Here is an 18,251-nt window from a genome sequence, read left to right as displayed (position 1 = left end):
CCTTTCGGGCAGTCAGCGTAGTTTCGAATAGTGGGTCCAGGCCTGAAGCCCTGCAAGCCGGATTATCGGTCATGTACCAAGGGTGGCTACTTGTCGCTGCGCATCATCGAGCTTGTGTTGCGCGTCGGCTAATTGTTGCGGATCCGCCTGTTGGTCCAAGGCTTTCTTCAACTCGGCCCGGCGCATCGCCAATTGGATTTTGGCGCGCTTGAGGTCGGCGTTGTTGGCGGCAGGCAGCGGTGTCGCGGGTGTGTGATGCTGGCCCATGGCTGCCAACGCCTGCTCCGCTGCCTCGAATTGCTGTTGCAGGGCGATCAGTTGGGATTGTTGTTCAAAGGTCGGCGGGTGCCCAAAAGCCTGCAAGGATTTGTGCAATTGGGCGCGGCTCATGGCCACATTGATCTTGGCTTTTTTCACCTCCGCATCCTGGGCGGCCCGCGCTGCGTCAAATGGCAAAGGGGGAGTTGGTGCTGAGCGCTGAGGCCGCGCCACACGTTGGGCAGTCCTGTGCTCTTCTTCCCGTTGCAGTCGCGCATTGCGTTGTTCAAAGCGTTGCCGGGCACGATCGCGCTTGAAATCTCGTTCACGGCGTTCGTTTTCGTTCGCTGCCAGGCCGCCGATGATCGGCAGCCCTGTGACCACTGGGCGTAACTCAATGCAGTCGACGGGGCAGGGCGCGACGCACAGGTCGCAACCGGTGCACTCATCGACGATGACGGTGTGCATCAACTTGGCGGCGCCGACAATCGCGTCCACCGGGCAGGCCTGGATGCATTTGGTGCAGCCGATGCACTCGGCCTCGCGGATGTAGGCGACCTGGGCCGGGGCGTCCCCACGGCTGGTATCCAGCTCCAGAATGGGTACACGCAGTAATAGCGCGAGGCCGGTGATCGTCTCCTGTCCTCCGGGTGGGCATTTGTTGATTGCCTCGCCCCGGGCGATACCCTCGGCGTAAGGCTTGCAGCCCGGGTGCCCACACTTACCGCATTGTGTCTGCGGTAGCAGCGCGTCGATACGTTGAATCAGATTCATGGAGTGATCAGTGGCGTGCCGGTTGAACAAACAGGGTTTGATTATCCGGCAAGCGAGAAAGGGGGACTAGTTGAAAAGCCCCGTCGCGGAAACGACGGGGCCGTTTTGCAGGGCTTACTTGATACGTTGACCCGGCTTGGCGCCGCTGTCCGGGCTCAGCAGATAGATTTCTTCACCGCCGGGACCGGCCGCCATCACCATGCCTTCGGAGATACCGAACTTCATCTTCCGTGGCTTGAGGTTGGCAATCATCATGGTCAGGCGACCATTGAGCTTGGACGGGTCGGGATAGGCGCTCTTGATTCCGGAGAACACGTTGCGTTGTTCGTCACCAATATCCAGGGTCAGGCGCAGCAGTTTGTCGGCCCCTTCCACGGCTTCGGCCTTGATGATCAGCGCCACGCGCAGGTCCACGGCAGCAAAGGCGTCAAAGTCGATTTCCGGGGAAAGCGGGTCCTTGGCCAGCTCGCCGTTACCGGCTGGTTTCGATTCGCCGGTATCGGTCTGGCTGGCGGCCAGGTCTTCTTTCGAGGCGTCGGTCATGGCCTGGACCTTGACGGGGTCAATCCGGGTCATCAGAGGCTTGAATTCATTCAACTGATGGTTGCTGAGCAACGTGGCGTGGTCGTTCCAGGTGAGCGGAGCGACATTGAGGAACGCCTCGGCGTCGGCGGCCAGCAATGGCAGCACGGGCTTGAGGAAGATCACCAACTGGCGGAACAGGTTGACGCCGGTGGCGCAGATCGCCTGGACCTCAGCCTGCTTGCCTTCCTGCTTGTTCAGCGACCATGGCGCCTTGTCGGCGATCCAGGCGTTGGCGCGGTCGGCCAGGCCCATGATCTCGCGCATGGCACGGGCAAAGTCACGGGCTTCATAGGCGTCGGCGATGCTTGGCGCGGCAGCCAGGAACGCGTCGGTCAGTTCCGGCGCGGCGTTCTCGGCCACCAGCAGGCCGGCGTTGCCCTTGTGGATAAAACCGGCGCAGCGGCTGGCGATGTTGACCACCTTGCCGACCAGGTCCGAGTTGACCTTCTGGACAAAGTCTTCCAGGTTCAGGTCCAGGTCGTCGACGCCACGGCCCAGCTTGGAGGCGTAGTAGTAGCGCAGGTATTCCGGCGACAGGTGGTCCAGGTAGGTGCGCGCCTTGATAAAGGTGCCACGGGACTTGGACATCTTCTGGCCGTTGACCGTCAGGTAGCCGTGTACGGCGATGCCGGTGGGCTTGCGGTAGCCCGAACCTTCGAGCATGGCTGGCCAGAACAGGGCGTGGAAGTTGACGATGTCCTTGCCGATGAAGTGGTACAGCTCGGCGGTGGAGTCCTTGCCCCAGAACGCATCGAAGTCCAGCTCCGGCGTACGGTCGCAGAGGTTCTTGAAGCTGGCCATGTAGCCGATCGGCGCGTCCAGCCACACGTAGAAGTATTTGCCGGGCTCGCCAGGGATCTCGAAGCCGAAGTACGGCGCATCGCGGGAGATGTCCCACTGTTGCAGGCCTGCATCCAGCCATTCGGCGATCTTGTTGGCCACGGCGTCCTGCAGGGTGCCGCTGCGCGTCCAGGTTTGCAGCATCTGCTGGAAATCCGGAAGCTTGAAGAAGAAATGCTGGGAATCCTTGAGTACCGGGATGGCGCCGGAGATCGCCGAGCGCGGGTTCTTCAGGTCAGTCGGTGCGTAGGTGGCACCGCATTTTTCGCAGTTGTCGCCGTACTGGTCTTCAGTGCCGCATTTCGGGCAGGTGCCCTTGATGAAGCGGTCGGCCAGGAACATTTTCTTTTCCGGGTCGAAATACTGCGTGATCGAGCGCGTGGCGATGTGCCCGGCGTCCTTCAAACGCAGGTAGATCTGGCTCGACAGCTCGCGGTTTTCGGCGGAGTGGGTCGAGTGGAAGTTGTCGAAATCCACCAGGAACTCGGCAAAGTCGGCGCTGTGTTCAGCCTGCACATTGGCGATCAGCTGTTCCGGGGTGATGCCTTCCTTTTCGGCGCGCAGCATGATGGCCGAACCGTGGGCGTCGTCCGCGCAGACATAGATGCATTGATTGCCGCGATGCTTCTGGAAGCGCACCCACATATCGGTCTGGATGTACTCAAGCATATGGCCAAGATGGATGGAACCATTGGCATAGGGCAGGGCGCTGGTGACGAGGATCTTGCGTGGCTCGGACATGGGGCTCGGCTACTTGATGAAACGGAGGTCGGCCACTATAAAGCGCCAGGAAATTTATTTCACCCCGTGGTGCTGTTTCAGAATCTTCCGCACCTGCGAAAGCATGCCGTAACGCGGCTGGAACGGTTAGGATAGCCGCCTGTTTCAGTCAGTCTTTTTTCGGGAGTTGCCCATGAGCGCCGTCAATCGCGCAGCGGTGGAAGCCGTTCTTCGCCAGTACACCGACCCCTATTTGAACCAGGATCCGGTCAGCGCCGGCTGTGTACGCGCCATCGAGGTCCAGGGTGACCAGGTCTCGGTCCAACTGGAGCTGGGTTATGCCGCCGGCCTGTTCAAGAGCGGTTGGGCGCAGATGCTGCAAATGGCCATCGAGGGCCTCGACGGCGTGCGTGCCGCCAAGGTCGACATCCAGTGCGTGATCGCCCCGCACAAGGCCCAGGCGCAGATCCCGGGCCTGGCCAACGTCAAGAACGTGGTGGCAGTCGCTTCCGGCAAGGGCGGCGTGGGCAAATCCACAACAGCAGCCAACCTGGCCCTGGCCCTGGCCCGTGAAGGCGCGCGCGTGGGTATTCTCGACGCCGATATCTACGGCCCGAGCCAGGGCGTGATGTTCGGTATCGCCGAAGGCACGCGGCCGAAGATCAAGGACCAGAAGTGGTTCGTGCCGATCGAGTCCATGGGCGTGGAGGTCATGTCCATGGCGTTCCTGACCGATGACAACACGCCGATGGTGTGGCGCGGGCCGATGGTCTCCGGCGCGTTGCTGCAGTTGGTCACCCAGACTGCCTGGGGCGACCTGGATTACCTGGTGATCGACATGCCGCCAGGCACCGGCGATATCCAGCTGACCCTGGCACAGAAAGTCCCGGTGGCGGGCTCGGTGATCGTGACCACGCCCCAGGACCTGGCCTTGCTGGACGCCAGGAAGGGCGTGGAGATGTTCCGCAAGGTCAACATTCCAGTGTTGGGTGTGGTGGAAAATATGGCGGTGCACATCTGCTCCAACTGCGGCCACGCAGAGCATCTGTTTGGTGAGGGCGGTGGCGAGAAGCTGGCGACCCAGTACGGCGTTGAACTACTGGCTTCGTTGCCATTGTCGATGGGCATTCGTGAACAGGCCGACGGGGGCAAGCCCACCGTAGCGGCAGAGCCCGATGGCCAGATCGCCATGATCTATCAGGAATTGGCTCGCCATGTGGGGGCCCGGATCGTCCTGCAGGAAGCGGCGGCCCCGGCAATGCCGACCATTACCGTCAGCGACGACTGACCTCGCTGAAGGACAAAAAGCCTCGACGTTGTCGGGGCTTTTTCTTGTCTGGAGATCGGTCAATGGGGTTCTTTTACGCTTTTACGCAATGGCGCGCGTAAGCATTCACTTACTTTCTCGTAAGTGTTTGGTTTTTTTGTTAGGTGTGCGCGTCTCGAATCTTTGAAGGAGTTTTCTATCTGTTTGAAAGATAACAATTAATTATCTTTGTCTGGGGGCTGGAGCCCGTCAGTGCCCGGTTTGGATCCCGTTGAACTTCCCTCGGAACTCTCTAACATCAGCCCTGTGTCCACGGATTGACACAGCCATCAAGGAACGATGGTTGAAGGAACGTCGCAGGATGCGATTCATCAGGATGATGAAAAGGAACACAGGGACTAGGGAAAAAATGTGGGCGGGTCATACCGCCCCTTTTTTCGTCTGTAGAAAAGTGAATGCGTTCCCCTGAACGCAAAAAAGGCCCTTGAAGGGCCTTTTTTTGTTGGGCAACGGCGCTTTTAGCGCTCTAGTTGCTCAATCTTGTTGGGTTTGCCATCCCATTCGGCGGCATCCGGCAACGAATCTTTCTTCTCGGTGATGTTTGGCCAGATTTCAGCCAATTCAACGTTCAACTGAATGAACTGTTCCATGCCCGCCGGGACTTCGTCCTCGGAGAAAATGGCGACGGCCGGGCATTCAGGTTCACACAGGGCGCAGTCAATGCACTCGTCCGGGTGGATGACCAGGAAGTTCGGGCCTTCGTAGAAGCAGTCCACCGGACACACTTCTACGCAGTCGGTGTACTTGCACTTGATGCAGTTGTCGGTGACGACGAAGGTCATTTCTAATTCTCTCCTCAGGCGGCGGCAGCGAAACCCTTTGTGGTAGGGCTCGCGAGGTTCGGGAGCGATAGTCTGCAGGCCAGGCTAAGAGCCAGCAGCATCCCAAACCGCGCGAGAGTCTATCAGCTTGCAAGCGTGAGCGTTATATCCGAGTCTTCAGTGCATATAACATTTCCAGCGCTTTTCGCGGCGTCAAGTCGTCCAGGTCAAGCTTTGCCAACTCATCCAGCACCGGATGGGGCAGGCTGGCGAACATATCGCTCTGATGCGGCGCAGCAGGTTTGCGGCTAGCCTTGGCAGGGCTGGCCACCACGGTTTCATGGGGCAAGGCCGTGGTTTCCAGGCGGCTGAGGTGTTCGCGGGCACGGGTGATTACGTCGTTCGGCACGCCGGCCAATTGCGCCACGGCCAGGCCGTAACTCTGGCTGGCCGGCCCTGGCAGCACGTGGTGCAGGAACACGATGCGCTCGTTGTGCTCGGTGGCATTCAGATGCACATTGGCCACCAGCGGCTCGCTTTCCGGCAGCACCGTCAGTTCGAAGTAGTGGGTGGCAAATAGCGTATAGGCACGCAGATGCGCCAACCGCTCGGCCGCCGCCCACGCCAGGGACAGGCCGTCAAACGTACTGGTGCCGCGACCCACTTCGTCCATCAGCACCAGGCTGCGCTCGGTGGCGTTGTGCAGGATATTGGCGGTCTCGCTCATTTCCACCATAAAGGTCGAACGGCCACCGGCCAGGTCATCGCTGGAGCCGATCCGGGTGAAGATGCGATCCACCAGGGACAGCTCGCAACTGGCTGCCGGCACAAAACTGCCGATATGCGCCAGCAGTACGATCAACGCGGTTTGACGCATATAGGTGGATTTACCACCCATGTTCGGCCCCGTAATCACCAACATGCGCGTATCGTCGTCCAGCGACAGGTCGTTGGCGACGAACGGCGTGGTCAGCACCTGTTCCACCACCGGGTGGCGCCCCTGCACGATGCGCATGCACGGCTCACTGACAAACCGCGGGCAGTTCAGGTCGAGATTCAGCGCCCGTTCGGCGAGGTTGCTCAGCACATCCAGCTCCGCCAGGGCGGCGGCGGTGTCCTGCAGCGGCGCCAATTGGCTGATCAAGTCTTCCAGCAACGCCTCGTAGAGCATCTTTTCCCGGGCCAGGGCACGGCTCTTGGCCGACAGCGCCTTGTCTTCAAACGCCTTCAGCTCCGGGGTGATAAAACGCTCGGCTCCCTTGAGTGTCTGGCGGCGTTGATAGTCGATGGGCGCCGACTCGGCCTGCTTGCTCGGCAACTCGATAAAGTAGCCATGCACGCGGTTGTAGCCCACTTTCAGGTTGGCCAGGCCGGTGCGGGCTTTCTCGCGGGCTTCCAGGTCGATCAGGAACTGCCCGGCGTTTTCGCTCAGGGACTGCAGTTCGTCCAGTTCGCTGTCGTAGCCGGTCTTGAGTACACCGCCGTCACGGATGATCGCCGGCGGGTTGTCGATAATGGCCTTTTCCAGCAGCGCGGCCAGTTCCGGGTAGGTACCGGCCGTTACGGCGAGTTGTTGCAGGTGCGGCGTGTCCAGTTCGGTCATCGCCACTTGCAGTTGCGGCAGGGCGCTGAGGGCATCGCGCAGACGCGCCAGGTCACGGGGCCGCGCATTGCGCAGGCCGATCCGCGCCAAGATGCGCTCGATGTCGCCGATCTCCTTCAACTGCGGCTGCAGCTTTTCAAAGCGATAGCCGTCCAGCAGGCAGGTAATCGACGTCTGGCGCGCCTGCAGCACCGTCAAATCCCGCAACGGACGGTTCAACCAGCGGGTCAACAGACGGCTGCCCATGGCGGTTTGGCAGCGGTCGACCACCGATTGCAGGGTGTTATCGCGCCCGCCGGACAGGTTGGTGTCCAGTTCCAGGTTGCGACGGCTCGCGCCATCGAGCACCACGGTGTCGTCCAGGCGCTCGTGGCGCAGGCTGCGCAGGTGCGGCAGGGCGGTGCGCTGGGTTTCCTTGGCGTAGCTGAGCAGGCAACCCGCAGCGCCGATGGCCAGGGTCAGGGTTTCGCAACCGAAGCCTTTAAGGTCCTGCACCGAGAACTGCTGGCATAGACTTTTCAGTGCCGAGTCACGCTCGAAATCCCACGGCGCACGACGCTTGGTCCCACGGCGTTTTTCCGCTGGCAGGTCTTTGGGCCAATCATCCGGGATCAACAGCTCCACCGGGTTGATGCGCTCCAGCTCCGCCAGCAGGTTTTCCCAGCCCTTGATCTCCAGCACGCTGAAATTGCCGCTGGTGATGTCCAGTACCGAAAGCCCGAACAAGCGCTCATCGCCCAGCACCGCGGCGATCAGGTTATCGCGACGCTCATCCAGCAGCGCCTCATCGCTCACCGTCCCCGGGGTAATAATGCGCACCACCTGTCGTTCCACCGGGCCCTTGCTGGTGGCCGGATCGCCGATCTGCTCGCAGATCACCACCGATTCGCCCAGCTTCACCAGCTTGACCAGGTAACCCTCCAGCGAGTGGTAAGGAATCCCGCACATCGGAATCGACTGCCCCGCCGACTGCCCGCGCGCGGTCAAGGTGATGTCCAGCAACTTGGCAGCCTTCTTCGCGTCTTCATAGAAGATCTCGTAGAAGTCGCCCATGCGATAGAACATCAACTGATCAGGGTGCTGGTTTTTCAGGCGCCAGTACTGCTGCATCATCGGGGTGTGGGAGGACAGATCGGACGTGTTTTTACTCATTGGATAATAGGCAAATTCGTTGAAAGGAGTGGGGCAAAGGTGGGGCGCTCGGCCCTGCTGATTTTGCAATGGCCGCAAGGTTAACACGCGAGGTCGGCCCTTCGCAGGTCGCAAACGAATAGGTAAAACCCAAAAGGGGATGGTGCATTTGTTTAAATGCGCAAGGCTTCTGCAGGGACGTGTCGCTGTTGGCACGCAGCCGAAAATGCCTCCCTCAGTACGATGAGGCGATCGCCTTGGCCAGTTGCATATCGGACATAAGAGGCGAGGCGTAGGTCGCGCGATAGTACCGAGATGCCTGTTCGAACTCAGCACCGCGGATCTCGCCGTCCGAACCGATAAAGGCCAGGGCATCGGTTTTGGACGATGTGAAAAGCTTTGGCGCATCGGTCGTGAGAGCGGTGGTTCCCGCAACCAGGATGGTGGGCACGAACGTCGTATACATCAGCGCTTTATCGAAAGGGTTGGCGTTTTCTGCGGCCACTGCTGGGGCGCCGATCAATACCATGGCAGCGATTGCCAGAGTCTTCCATGAGTCCATTCTTCGAAGCTTCCATTTCTATAAGAGGGGGGCACGATAGCAGAGCTGGTCACTTTGCAGATATAAGGCGCCGTCGGCACTGGGGCGGGTTGCCATGCTTGACGGGGTGGTTTTTAACGCTGTGCTCTCGACTCATCAGTTCGCCCCATAGAAATGGTTCAGCGCTATCAATTCAATCACCGCGACGAAACAGCACAGCACAATGAACCCGGGGCTGAAGACCCGCTTGCGATTAGAGCCCCCGCCGCCCAGCGAGCTGAAGTCTGCGCCGTCGGAGATCAACATTAGGAGCGCCAGCACGGCGTATATCCACGCCTTGCCCCAGAAGCTCTGATTTCTCCATTCGGTCATTCGTGGTCTTCCGCATACCGCTTTAAATTGAGGTGAATGGGCGTTGGCGGCAAGGTTAGCACGCAAGGTTGGGGGCTTCGCAGGTCATGAACGGATAGGTAGAACGTAAATAAAAGTGCGGGCGACCCTTTTTGTCCCTTAGCCCATCCTGATCAACGCTTCATTGCGTTGCACTGAGTGCGCAAATCGCTATTGCTGATGTTTTCGCAGCTGGAGCCACTTTGCTGGGCGTTGCAGTAGGCTCGTTGGTCAGAGTCGCTGATGCTGGTGCAACTTGCCGCAAAGATGTACCCACTGAACATCAACAAAATGGCAAGCACGAGTTTCATTGCTTTCTTCCTTGGCTCGCCAGGAATCAGCCTGGCGCTGTTTGAGCGCACCGCATCAAGTACCGCGGTGATCATGCCAAATTGATATTATTTTGCCCGGAAGTTCCGCTGATGTGCATGGAATATGCAAATTAGCATTTGCCAACCCCAAAAACTCCCGTCACTATCGCCGCTATGCAAAAACGCAACGTTTCTATCGTCTTAAGAGAACTGCTGGACCGCGACCGGATCTCCCCCACGGAGCTTCACCGGCGTACTGGCGTGCCTCAATCCACGTTGTCCCGGATTCTCAGCGGCAAGATTGTTGATCCGTCGGATAAACACATCTCGCGCATCGCCGAGTACTTCCGCGTCAGCACCGATCAACTGCGCGGGCGCGCGGCGGTGGGGGCTTTGCGCGATGACGGGCGCGACCCGATGCATTCGGAACTCAAGGATATAAGCCTGTGGGACGATGACACGCCCGTTAATGATGACGAGGTGTCGATCCCCTTTCTGCGCGAGGTTGAATTGGCTGCTGGATCAGGAAGATTCGTCATCGAGGAAAGCGAGAAGGCCAGCCTGCGTTTTGGAAAGCGCAGCCTGCGGCATAACGGTGTGCAGTTCGACCAGGCCAAGTGTGTGACGGTGCGCGGCAACAGTATGTTGCCGGTACTGCGCGACGGCGCGACGGTCGGCGTGAATGCTGGCAAAAGTGGCATCGGCGACATCGTCGATGGCGACTTGTATGCCATCAATCACAATGGCCAGCTGCGGGTTAAACAGCTCTATCGCCTGCCTTCCGGGATTCGCCTGCGCAGTTTCAATCGCGATGAACACCCGGATGAAGACTACAGCTTCCAGGATATCCAGGATGAGCAGATCAGCATCCTCGGTCATGTGTTCTGGTGGGGGATGTACGCCCGTTAACCTCCTTGCGTAAGAGGGAGCCCGCCATCGAGCGGGCTTTTTTTCGCCCGTGGAAAATCGCCCAACCCTTTACCCGAAAGGCCTGAAATGCATCAGTGCATTAGCAAGGTGAAAATAAATGCATTTACGCATTGACTGTATATGCATACATGCATATTCTTCATCCCAAGCCAGCCAATAAGGTCTGGTGGAGGCGGCAAGGATGCTGCCAAGGAAGACAAGGAAGGCACGCAACATCGGCAAGGACGCCATCAGAGCGATGGCAGGGACGCCAGGCAACACCGGCAAGGATGCCGACGCTCTTTAGTGACACCGCTTCAGCAACAGGCAGCGATGAACCGGCCTTGACGGTTCAGAGGGTTGGCAACTGACCCGGGTGTGCAGCGTAAAGCACCAGAAGCAGTTATCCGGCAGACAGGGATCGTGGTCGGAAAAACATCGAGGAAAGATCCGTACCGCGCCAGTAGCGCCGAAAGATCGAAGCTGGACCGCATTACTGAAAAGCCTGGGCAACCGGGCTTTTTGGAATGCCTACCTATACATGGATTTACCCAAAAGCCGGTGCTTACCGGCATTGCTCAGCCAGGAGGCGTGACATGACAAACGAGCAGCAAGCGTTAGCGGAAATGCCTATCTGGCTGGTGATCGCATTGGCGCTGATTGGCGGTGTATCCGGCGAAATGTGGCGCGCCGACAAGGAGGGCGCCCGCGGTTGGTCGCTGGTCCGGCGCCTGGCCCTGCGGTCCGGGGCGTGCATGGTCTGCGGGGTTTCGGCATTGATGCTGTGTTACGCCGCCGGCATGTCGATCTGGACCGCCGGCGCCATTGGTTGCCTGACGGCCATGGCCGGCGCGGACGTCGCCATCGGCCTTTATGAACGCTGGGCGGCCAAGCGCATCGGGGTCAACGAAGCGCCGACATCCCGCTCGGATCAGCAGTAACTGCTGCAAGGACGCAACTGATGACACTTATCGAAAAACCCTCCCAACTGCCTGTAGCCATTGAGGGGGTGCTGAAGCGTGCCTTCCCACAATTACAGGTAGGCAACCACCAGGACGTTGGCGGCGCCGGGGATCACACCGGCGTGCTGATCAGCGTGGAACGCAACGGCCCCGGCGTGCGTTCCCGTGAAGGGCGCAAGGCGCATGCCTTGTCGGTATCACTCAGGGTTACGGTCGCCAGCGCGGCGGCGCCTTTTGACGCGTGCGACCTGGCCAGCCAGTTGATGGACCTGGCCCTGGATAACCGCTGGGGCCTGCCGTCGGACCAGTGCGATTTACCCACGGCCGTCGTTGCGGCGCCCTCTGGACTCGCCAGCGCCGAAACGGACTACGACACCTGGATCGTTTCCTTCACCCAAACCCTTTATCTCGGCCCGTCGTTGCTCGAAGACCCCACCGGCACACCGCTGTTTGCCCGCGCTTGGGAAGTCTCGGACATCGACGATCCGGATCAATATCGGCCCCTGCAGGAGTAGGTCATGTTCGACGCATTGTTACGCATGCAACTGGGGCCGATTGTCGAGCGCCTGGCGGAAATGGAAGCCCAGCTCGAAGACCTGTATCGCCGCGCGGACAGTTTCTGCCGCATTGGCGTGTGCCAGGAGGTCGACGCTGCCAGCAATACCTGCAAGGTCAGCCATGGTGAGTTGCTTACCCCGGCGATTCGGTTCTTCAACCCCAGCGCCGGTGCGCAGACCGAAACCCATTCCATCGGTGGGCGAACAATGCCTGCTGCTCAACTATGGCGGCGGGGAAGGGGGCGCGCAGTCGGTGGCGCTGTTCGGGCTGAACAGCAGCCTGTTTCCACCGGTGTCCAGCGTGGCCTCGCTGATCCGGCGGCGCCATCAGGATGGCACCCAAAGCGACTACGACGATGCCAGCCATACCTTCAACTGGATTAACGGCCCAACCACGTTCAGCGGATCCCGCGAACAGGTCGACGTCAAGGTCGGTGCTGCCAGCCTGACCCTGAGCGCCCAGGGCATCACCCTGCAACTCGGTGCCACCGGCCTTTCGCTGGATGCTGCCGGCGTGCATTTGAGCGGCCCGGTGGTGGATCACCAGGGGCGCGTGATCAGCCGCGCATAAGGAGTTGCCATGATCGGAATCGATAGGAACACCGGGGCAGCCGTGGATGACTGGCTGCAATTCGTACAGCGTGCCACCCGAGCGCTGACCACCCCCTTGGGCACTCGCCAGAAGCGCCCGTTGTACGGCTCGATGATCCCGCAACTGTTTGGCCAGAACCTTGGCGACGACCTGTTGATCCTCGCCCAAAGCCACGCCGCGCAAGCGTTCTACAACCGCCAGAACGGCATTGCCGACTTCCAGCCCCAGGTCATCGTCGCCACCCGCCAGGGCGCCGGGTTATTGCTGCGTTTTGCCGGTACCTGGAAAAACCGCCAACAATCCTTCGAGGTCGTGACATGAGCATGCTGATCCCAGGCCAGAACCAACTGGCGGAGCCGGCGATTATCGCGGTCGATGAGTTCGAACCCCTGCTGGCGGAGTTCAAGGCGTTTGTTGTCGACTACGTCGCCGCCCGTGCGCCGCAAAGCGCGGCCAGACTCAAGGTCAGCCTCGACAACGAAAGCGAGCTGCTGACCCAAGCGGCCGCGCAACAACTGCTGCAAACCTACGCCGACTCCTGCCCTTGCTTGGACGGCCGCGTGAACCCAAGTTGAATCGACTATGCGTTCCACAGCGCCGGTGCGCGCAACTGCAGATACTCGAGCCCTTGAGGCCGATCATGATGATTCACAAAAAACGGCCATTGTGTCGGATTTTTTGTGCCCGGAAGAAAGCAAAAAGCCCCGACAAGTTCAGGGCTTTTTGTTGGGGTCGAAAAAAGAGAGGGCGACTCCAGAGGGTGCTGTAACACCCTAAGGAGACGCCAGATCGCAGATGTAGCCAGCCAGGGCCCTCACTGCTCGCGCGAGCGGGAGGGGGCCTAGCAGATAAATAAACGGACTTGCAGATGTTGAAAGAATTCAGATGCGGTAACTGCAAAAGACTTCTCGCCCGTACGGGTGGGTTTACAGAGCTCCAGATCAAATGTTCCCGATGCGGGACGCTGAATCATGTGAAGGCCGCGAGCCGCGAGCCTCGAGCAATCGCCCATGAGCGCCATACGCCCAATACAGAGGCCTGAACTTAAATCAGCTAAGTAACGGAGTTTAAAATGGAAAGCGCAAACTCGGCGTCTCAAACCTTGCAAGATCTTTGGACTCAAGTACAACCGGTGGATAACACCGGCATGCTTAGGCGCGTAGTTTTTGCGCAAGGCAAGTTCTATGCGGCTGGTGGCAACGGTCTTCCCACAACCACTCAGCTTGTCAGCGGAGACGCAACTGGTACAGCGTGGACCAAGCTTAAGGGCGTCGTCACCTCTGATAGCGGAAAGGTCCTCAACGACCTGTACTGGAACGGTCTTGGGACACAGCTTCAAGCTCTTTCTCAATCCGGCAATGTGGTCTACGGCAGCACAGCACGCCCTGAAAGGGCTTGGACAGACATTACGGCAACTGCTCGCGCGTCCGGAGACTTGCAAGGCATCGTGTATTATCAGCCAATTTCCGGCATTGACACGACCTGGATACTGGTTGGGTCTAACGGTAAAGTCTTTTCCCGTTATGGCGATTGGTCAGGCCAGGTGGAGCGCACTACGACCTTCAACTCTAGCGAGACTGTGTACTGCGTCAACGTCATTGGCGTTTTTGTGTTGGTTGCGGGATCGAATGGGAAGCTGCTTAGCGCTGTGAAGATGGCGACGGAAAATCCGCAATCATTTGCGACCAGAACCAGCACCTTCGGCACTAGCACCATCCTTTCCATGAAGCTTTGCAACGGGAAAATGTTTATCGTTGGTGCGGATGGCAAGATGGCATATTCATCCGATGGGCTTACCTGGACTGCTGTTGAAGATACCAGTTTCGGTGGAACCATCATCCGCGACATTGCTTACGGTAATGGCAAGTATGTAGCTGTCGGCGACGGCGGCAAGACAGCCGTTTCCGAGGATGGGATCGGCTGGGTTCAGCAAGCCAACACTTTCGCAGGAACCGATATCCGGAGCGTCGCCTACGGCAACGGCAATTTTGTAGCTGTTGGTGCAGGCGGCAAGATTGCTTACTGGACTCCATGATCTTCTATCTCCTTGCGTAATAGAGCCCAGCCGTCGCGCTGGGCTTTTTCATTTCTGATTCAGGCTCGCCACAGCCAGGGTTGCCCTTCGGGGGATGCCTGGACGCGGATAAGCCGGTAGTGCAGCGCTACGGAAAAATACCGGCAGCCCGCGCGTGCTGTTAACACCTGACTTCCTATTTGGATCACCGCTCCCCGCCAAGGCGCACCGAATCATTTTTACTGCGTGCGCCTCATCGACGCCGCGTGCATTGAGACCGACCGGCTGGAGCTGACCCTGAATATCGAGGGCCTGGACGGCCTACCCACGCTGAACGGCAAGATCGGCTTGCGTGCCGGTTACCTGGAGTCGGGGTTGGTGGAAAAGGGCGAGTTTGTCGTCACCCAACGCACACCGGTGCTGTTTCCCATGCGCTTGATGATCGTGGCCACCGCAGCGCCCTTCAGCGTGGTCGATGCAACGGGTTACCGCCAGCGTCGATCCGCCAGTTACGGTCCGACCACCCTGGGCGCGCTGTTTCGCCAACTGGTCAGTCGTCACGGCTATTCACCGCGAGTGGCGCCGGCGCTGGAGGGGATTGCGATCGCGCACATTGACCAGTCCAACGAAAGTGATATGGCGTTCATTTCGCGCCTTGCCCGACTTTATAGTGCAGTCACCAAACCGTTCAACGAACTCTATGTATTGGCCGAAGCCGGCCAAGCCAAATCGCTCTCCGGCCAGCTGTTGCCGGAAGTGAAGCTGTCCGTGACGGATGACAATCGCCCCGGTGAACAAAGCTTTATCACCGCCAAGCTCGACGAAAAATCCCGCTCGAAATACGAAGGCTGCCGTGCCAGTTGGTGGGATGTCTCCGCCGGCAAGCAGCGCGTCGTCCAGGTGGGGAACGCGCCGTTCAAAACCTTGCGCCAACGCTATCAGAACGAAGCCGAGGCCCGCGCCGTTGCCGACGGCGAGCTACGCCGTGTGGGGCGTGAAAATTTGAAGTTGCTGATCGATTGCCCGGGCAATCCATTGTTGGCGGCGGAAGGCCTGTTAGTGCTGGATGAGAGCTGGCCGTCCTATATGCAGGGGCGCTGGTCGATAAAGCAGGTGGTTCATGTCGGCGGTCCGGTGGCGGGATACCGCAGTTCGATCACGGCCGGTGGGTTGTCGATATAGCTACTTTTCGAGAGTAAAACCAATGGTGATAACACTCCCCCAACTGCTTGGCGTTATGCCGGATGCCCGCCTTAGAGCGGGCGTTTTTTTAATGCCCTTGAATGCGGCGTTCGTTCGCTTCGAGATTAACCGTGCCAAGCGCATAGCCGCCTTCCTCGCCCAGATCGGCCACGAATCCAGTGAGCTGCGTTACGTGCGCGAACTGGGCAACGATCACTACCTGGGCAAATACGACACCGGCAGCCTGGCCGCACGCCTGGGCAATAGCCTCGAAGCGGATGGCGACGGCCAGTTGTATCGCGGCCGAGGACTGATCCAGATCACCGGTCGGCGCAATTACCTGGCATGCAGCCAGGCGCTGTTTGGTGATGACCGTCTGTTACGGGAGCCGATGTTGCTGGAGCAACCGCAATGGGCGGTTGAGTCGGCCGCCTGGTTCTGGCAGGTCAATGGCCTGAATGAGCTGGCCGACAAGGACCAGTTCACCAGCATTACACGGCGCATCAATGGCGGGCTGAATGGGCTGGAGGATCGCTTGCGGCTGTGGGCGCGGGCGAAGGCGGTGTTATGCGTTTCCTAGGGACCTACCAACTGATCGGTGCTTGCCTGTTGGTGGCGGTGACCTGGCAGGTCCAGGCCTGGCGCTTGGGGGGACAGCTTGAGCGCCAGGCTTCTGCCCATGCACAGGCGTTCAGCCAGCAACGCCAGGCGGCCTTGCATCAACAACAGGTTGAACAAGATAAACGGATGGCCCTGGAGCAACAGCTCAGTGCCAGCGACCAACACCATGCTCGGGAGTTGAGCGATGCCCAACATAACCAGGCTGCTCTGCGCGACCGTCTGGCCACTGCTGATGTGCGGTTGTCAGTCCTTCTCGACGCCACCGAAGCCGCCGATGGCTGCGCAGTGCCAAGTACCACCACCACCGGCGGCCTGGTTCATGCAGCCGCACGAGCCCGACTTGACCCAGCGCATGCTCAGCGAATTATCGGCATCACCGATGCCGGCGACCAGGGACTGATCGCCTTGCGCGCTTGCCAGGCGTATGTGCGCGCTGTCGCCCGCTGATCTCTTGTTCCAGTCTGTCGCTTGCACGAGCGATTTGCTCCTGTAGGGTAGGCAAACCCCCGCCCACTTCTGGAGACCGTCGTGAAGGAAATCACTCAACTTGCCGCTGACCTGGGCCGCCGCCTGCAGGTGCTCAATGCCCACGTCACCACCGCGGAATCCTGTACCGGTGGCGGTATCGCCGAGGCCATTACGCGGATCCCGGGGAGTTCGGCCTGGTTCGAGGCGGGGTATGTCACCTATTCCAATCGGCAGAAGACCCGGCAGTTGAATGTGCCGGAAACCTTGTTTCCAAAGGTTGGGGCGGTCAGCCAGGAAGTGGTGGAGGCCATGGTGCGCGGCGCCCAGGAGAAAAGCCTGGCGCGCTTTGCCGTGGCGGTCAGCGGTGTGGCGGGCCCCGATGGTGGTTCGGTGGACAAACCGGTGGGCACCGTGTGGCTGGCCTTTGGCGTTGGCGAGGAGGTCACGGCCGAGCTTGCGCACTTCTCCGGCAACCGCGACGAGGTCCGCCGACAAACGGTGAAGGCCGCGCTGGAGGGCTTGTTGCGACGAGCTGCAGCAGAAATAGAAAATCAGGGGTAGGCGATCTCCGATCTTTGTGGAACAATACTGTCTACTTATACAGGTGTTGGCCGCCAGGCCTTATTGATTACGTGAGGACTTTAATGGACGACAACAAGAAGAAAGCCTTGGCTGCGGCCCTGGGTCAGATCGAACGTCAATTCGGCAAGGGTGCCGTAATGCGTATGGGCGATCACGACCGTCAGGCGATCCCGGCTATTTCCACTGGCTCTCTGGGTCTGGACATCGCGCTCGGCATTGGCGGCCTGCCAAAAGGCCGTATCGTTGAAATCTACGGTCCTGAATCTTCCGGTAAAACCACCCTGACCCTGTCGGTGATTGCCCAGGCGCAAAAAATGGGCGCTACGTGCGCGTTCGTCGACGCCGAGCACGCCCTGGATCCTGAATACGCCGGCAAGCTGGGCGTCAACGTTGACGACCTGCTGGTGTCCCAGCCGGACACCGGTGAGCAAGCCCTGGAAATCACCGACATGCTGGTGCGCTCAAACGCCATCGACGTGATCGTGGTCGACTCCGTGGCAGCCCTGGTACCCAAGGCTGAAATCGAAGGCGAAATGGGCGACATGCACGTGGGCCTGCAAGCCCGCCTGATGTCCCAGGCGCTGCGTAAAATCACCGGTAACATCAAGAACGCCAACTGCCTGGTGATCTTCATCAACCAGATCCGCATGAAGATCGGCGTGATGTTCGGCAGCCCGGAAACCACCACCGGTGGTAACGCGCTGAAGTTCTATGCTTCGGTCCGCCTGGACATCCGCCGTACCGGCGCGGTGAAAGAGGGTGACGAGGTTGTGGGTAGCGAAACCCGCGTCAAGGTCGTGAAGAACAAAGTGGCTCCGCCTTTCCGCCAGGCTGAATTCCAGATTCTCTACGGCAAGGGTATCTACCTGAACGGCGAGATGATCGACCTGGGCGTGCTGCACGGTTTCGTCGAAAAGTCCGGTGCCTGGTATGCCTACAATGGCAGCAAGATCGGTCAGGGCAAGGCCAACTCGGCCAAGTTCCTGGCGGACAACCCGGATATCGCTGCCACGCTGGAGAAGCAGATCCGCGACAAACTGCTGACCCCAACACCAGACGTGAAAGCTGCCGCCAACCGCGAGCCGGTTGAAGAAGTAGAAGAAGCCGACACTGACATCTGAAG

19 protein-coding genes and 3 pseudogenes are annotated in these 18,251 nt (G+C 59.5%); 15 read left to right on the top strand and 7 right to left on the bottom strand.

The window, feature by feature from the left end; genetic code table 11:
• Window positions 1-69 precede the first annotated feature (69 nt).
• Together rsxB and metG are read right to left on the bottom strand one after the other, a co-directional pair.
• Window positions 70-1,032 (bottom strand): electron transport complex subunit RsxB, encoded by a 963-nt coding sequence (rsxB, locus tag AC07OP_RS03645; protein WP_169899474.1) that lies wholly within the window; start codon window positions 1,030-1,032, stop codon window positions 70-72.
• A gap of 114 nt (window positions 1,033-1,146) precedes the next feature.
• The gene (gene metG, locus AC07OP_RS03640; protein WP_027604583.1) at window positions 1,147-3,198 is read right to left on the bottom strand and encodes a methionine--tRNA ligase; all 2,052 of its coding nucleotides are present in this window, start codon (window positions 3,196-3,198) and stop codon (window positions 1,147-1,149) included.
• A gap of 172 nt (window positions 3,199-3,370) precedes the next feature.
• Here metG and apbC point away from each other — a divergent pair, with 172 nt between their 5' ends.
• Window positions 3,371-4,465 carry an iron-sulfur cluster carrier protein ApbC gene (gene apbC / locus AC07OP_RS03635; RefSeq protein WP_141156882.1) on the top strand — a complete coding sequence of 365 codons (1,095 nt, stop codon included), beginning with the start codon at window positions 3,371-3,373 and terminating at the stop codon, window positions 4,463-4,465.
• Between the two features lie 497 nt (window positions 4,466-4,962).
• Here apbC and fdxA read toward each other — a convergent pair whose 3' ends face one another.
• From fdxA to AC07OP_RS03615, 4 genes are all read right to left on the bottom strand, one after another.
• Window positions 4,963-5,286 (bottom strand): ferredoxin FdxA, encoded by a 324-nt coding sequence (gene fdxA, locus AC07OP_RS03630; protein ID WP_027604581.1) that lies wholly within the window; start codon window positions 5,284-5,286, stop codon window positions 4,963-4,965.
• Window positions 5,287-5,428: 142 nt separating this feature from the next.
• Window positions 5,429-8,020, bottom strand: coding sequence for a DNA mismatch repair protein MutS (gene mutS, locus AC07OP_RS03625; protein WP_098480304.1), 2,592 nt, complete (start codon window positions 8,018-8,020; stop codon window positions 5,429-5,431).
• Window positions 8,021-8,234: 214 nt separating this feature from the next.
• Window positions 8,235-8,561, bottom strand: coding sequence for a DUF2388 domain-containing protein (locus tag AC07OP_RS03620; RefSeq protein ID WP_115485710.1), 327 nt, complete (start codon window positions 8,559-8,561; stop codon window positions 8,235-8,237).
• Window positions 8,562-8,696: 135 nt separating this feature from the next.
• Window positions 8,697-8,912 (bottom strand): hypothetical protein, encoded by a 216-nt coding sequence (locus tag AC07OP_RS03615; protein ID WP_115485711.1) that lies wholly within the window; start codon window positions 8,910-8,912, stop codon window positions 8,697-8,699.
• Between the two features lie 261 nt (window positions 8,913-9,173).
• Here AC07OP_RS03615 and AC07OP_RS03610 point away from each other — a divergent pair, with 261 nt between their 5' ends.
• The 4 genes from AC07OP_RS03610 to AC07OP_RS03595 all read left to right on the top strand — a co-directional run bounded on the left by AC07OP_RS03610 (window position 9,174) and on the right by AC07OP_RS03595 (window position 11,627).
• Entirely contained in the window at window positions 9,174-9,326 is a 153-nt protein-coding gene (locus AC07OP_RS03610) for a hypothetical protein (RefSeq protein ID WP_168209008.1), read from the top strand.
• A gap of 80 nt (window positions 9,327-9,406) precedes the next feature.
• Window positions 9,407-10,150 (top strand): LexA family transcriptional regulator, encoded by a 744-nt coding sequence (locus tag AC07OP_RS03605; protein WP_169899530.1) that lies wholly within the window; start codon window positions 9,407-9,409, stop codon window positions 10,148-10,150.
• A 596-nt stretch (window positions 10,151-10,746) separates the two neighbouring features.
• Window positions 10,747-11,091 carry a phage holin family protein gene (locus AC07OP_RS03600; protein WP_027604569.1) on the top strand — a complete coding sequence of 115 codons (345 nt, stop codon included), beginning with the start codon at window positions 10,747-10,749 and terminating at the stop codon, window positions 11,089-11,091.
• 20 nt (window positions 11,092-11,111) lie between these two features.
• On the top strand, window positions 11,112-11,627 hold the full coding sequence (locus tag AC07OP_RS03595; RefSeq protein WP_495100941.1) for an ATP-binding protein: 516 nt from the start codon (window positions 11,112-11,114) through the stop codon (window positions 11,625-11,627).
• 18 nt (window positions 11,628-11,645) lie between these two features.
• Here AC07OP_RS03595 and AC07OP_RS03590 read toward each other — a convergent pair whose 3' ends face one another.
• Entirely contained in the window at window positions 11,646-11,792 is a 147-nt protein-coding gene (locus AC07OP_RS03590) for a hypothetical protein (protein WP_227451278.1), read from the bottom strand.
• Between AC07OP_RS03590 and AC07OP_RS03585 the strand changes: the two are divergent.
• The 10 genes and pseudogenes from AC07OP_RS03585 (at window position 11,745) to recA (ending at window position 18,249) form a co-directional block, all read left to right on the top strand.
• Window positions 11,745-12,240 (top strand): annotated as a pseudogene (locus AC07OP_RS03585) (phage baseplate assembly protein V). The gene AC07OP_RS03590 and the pseudogene AC07OP_RS03585 overlap by 48 nt on opposite strands.
• Window positions 12,241-12,249: 9 nt before the next feature.
• On the top strand, window positions 12,250-12,582 hold the full coding sequence (locus tag AC07OP_RS03580) for a phage baseplate protein (protein WP_495100942.1): 333 nt from the start codon (window positions 12,250-12,252) through the stop codon (window positions 12,580-12,582).
• A pseudogene (locus AC07OP_RS03575) lies at window positions 12,579-12,764 on the top strand (baseplate J/gp47 family protein); the annotation flags it as partial. The gene AC07OP_RS03580 and the pseudogene AC07OP_RS03575, both read left to right, overlap by 4 nt.
• 359 nt (window positions 12,765-13,123) lie before the next feature.
• Window positions 13,124-13,255, top strand: a pseudogene (locus AC07OP_RS03570) (zinc finger domain-containing protein); the annotation flags it as partial.
• A gap of 78 nt (window positions 13,256-13,333) precedes the next feature.
• Complete coding sequence (locus tag AC07OP_RS03565) at window positions 13,334-14,296, top strand: DUF6242 domain-containing protein (RefSeq protein WP_115485714.1); 963 nt, start codon at window positions 13,334-13,336, stop codon at window positions 14,294-14,296.
• 225 nt (window positions 14,297-14,521) lie between these two features.
• The gene (locus tag AC07OP_RS03560) at window positions 14,522-15,457 is read left to right on the top strand and encodes a phage late control D family protein (protein ID WP_495100943.1); all 936 of its coding nucleotides are present in this window, start codon (window positions 14,522-14,524) and stop codon (window positions 15,455-15,457) included.
• Window positions 15,458-15,479: 22 nt separating this feature from the next.
• Entirely contained in the window at window positions 15,480-16,037 is a 558-nt protein-coding gene (locus tag AC07OP_RS03555; RefSeq protein WP_141156887.1) for a glycoside hydrolase family 19 protein, read from the top strand.
• Entirely contained in the window at window positions 16,025-16,525 is a 501-nt protein-coding gene (locus AC07OP_RS03550) for a lysis system i-spanin subunit Rz (protein ID WP_495100944.1), read from the top strand. The genes AC07OP_RS03555 and AC07OP_RS03550 overlap by 13 nt, the downstream gene beginning before the upstream one ends.
• 81 nt (window positions 16,526-16,606) lie before the next feature.
• A complete protein-coding gene (locus AC07OP_RS03545; protein ID WP_495100945.1) occupies window positions 16,607-17,107 on the top strand; it encodes a CinA family protein in 501 nt (166 codons plus the stop codon).
• Between the two features lie 83 nt (window positions 17,108-17,190).
• Window positions 17,191-18,249, top strand: a complete 1,059-nt coding sequence (recA, locus tag AC07OP_RS03540; RefSeq protein WP_065926514.1) for a recombinase RecA — start codon at window positions 17,191-17,193, stop codon at window positions 18,247-18,249.
• Window positions 18,250-18,251 lie beyond the last annotated feature (2 nt).

The organism is Pseudomonas sp. GW821-FHT09D08, assembly GCF_059416305.1.
This window is presented reverse-complemented; position numbering and strand designations above follow the sequence as displayed.

Bases quoted from the DNA above. Each gene is read 5' to 3' on its own strand.
- rsxB (WP_169899474.1), bottom strand. From the start codon at position 1,032: ATGAATCTGATTCAACGTATCGACGCGCTGCTACCGCAGACACAATGC.
- metG (WP_027604583.1), bottom strand. From the start codon at position 3,198: ATGTCCGAGCCACGCAAGATCCTCGTCACCAGCGCCCTGCCCTATGCC.
- apbC (WP_141156882.1), top strand. From the start codon at position 3,371: ATGAGCGCCGTCAATCGCGCAGCGGTGGAAGCCGTTCTTCGCCAGTAC.
- fdxA (WP_027604581.1), bottom strand. From the start codon at position 5,286: ATGACCTTCGTCGTCACCGACAACTGCATCAAGTGCAAGTACACCGAC.
- mutS (WP_098480304.1), bottom strand. From the start codon at position 8,020: ATGAGTAAAAACACGTCCGATCTGTCCTCCCACACCCCGATGATGCAG.
- AC07OP_RS03620 (WP_115485710.1), bottom strand. From the start codon at position 8,561: ATGGACTCATGGAAGACTCTGGCAATCGCTGCCATGGTATTGATCGGC.
- AC07OP_RS03615 (WP_115485711.1), bottom strand. From the start codon at position 8,912: ATGACCGAATGGAGAAATCAGAGCTTCTGGGGCAAGGCGTGGATATAC.
- AC07OP_RS03610 (WP_168209008.1), top strand. From the start codon at position 9,174: ATGCTGGTGCAACTTGCCGCAAAGATGTACCCACTGAACATCAACAAA.
- AC07OP_RS03600 (WP_027604569.1), top strand. From the start codon at position 10,747: ATGACAAACGAGCAGCAAGCGTTAGCGGAAATGCCTATCTGGCTGGTG.
- AC07OP_RS03595 (WP_495100941.1), top strand. From the start codon at position 11,112: ATGACACTTATCGAAAAACCCTCCCAACTGCCTGTAGCCATTGAGGGG.
- AC07OP_RS03590 (WP_227451278.1), bottom strand. From the start codon at position 11,792: ATGGCTGACCTTGCAGGTATTGCTGGCAGCGTCGACCTCCTGGCACAC.
- AC07OP_RS03580 (WP_495100942.1), top strand. From the start codon at position 12,250: ATGATCGGAATCGATAGGAACACCGGGGCAGCCGTGGATGACTGGCTG.
- AC07OP_RS03565 (WP_115485714.1), top strand. From the start codon at position 13,334: ATGGAAAGCGCAAACTCGGCGTCTCAAACCTTGCAAGATCTTTGGACT.
- AC07OP_RS03555 (WP_141156887.1), top strand. From the start codon at position 15,480: ATGGTGATAACACTCCCCCAACTGCTTGGCGTTATGCCGGATGCCCGC.
- AC07OP_RS03550 (WP_495100944.1), top strand. From the start codon at position 16,025: ATGCGTTTCCTAGGGACCTACCAACTGATCGGTGCTTGCCTGTTGGTG.
- recA (WP_065926514.1), top strand. From the start codon at position 17,191: ATGGACGACAACAAGAAGAAAGCCTTGGCTGCGGCCCTGGGTCAGATC.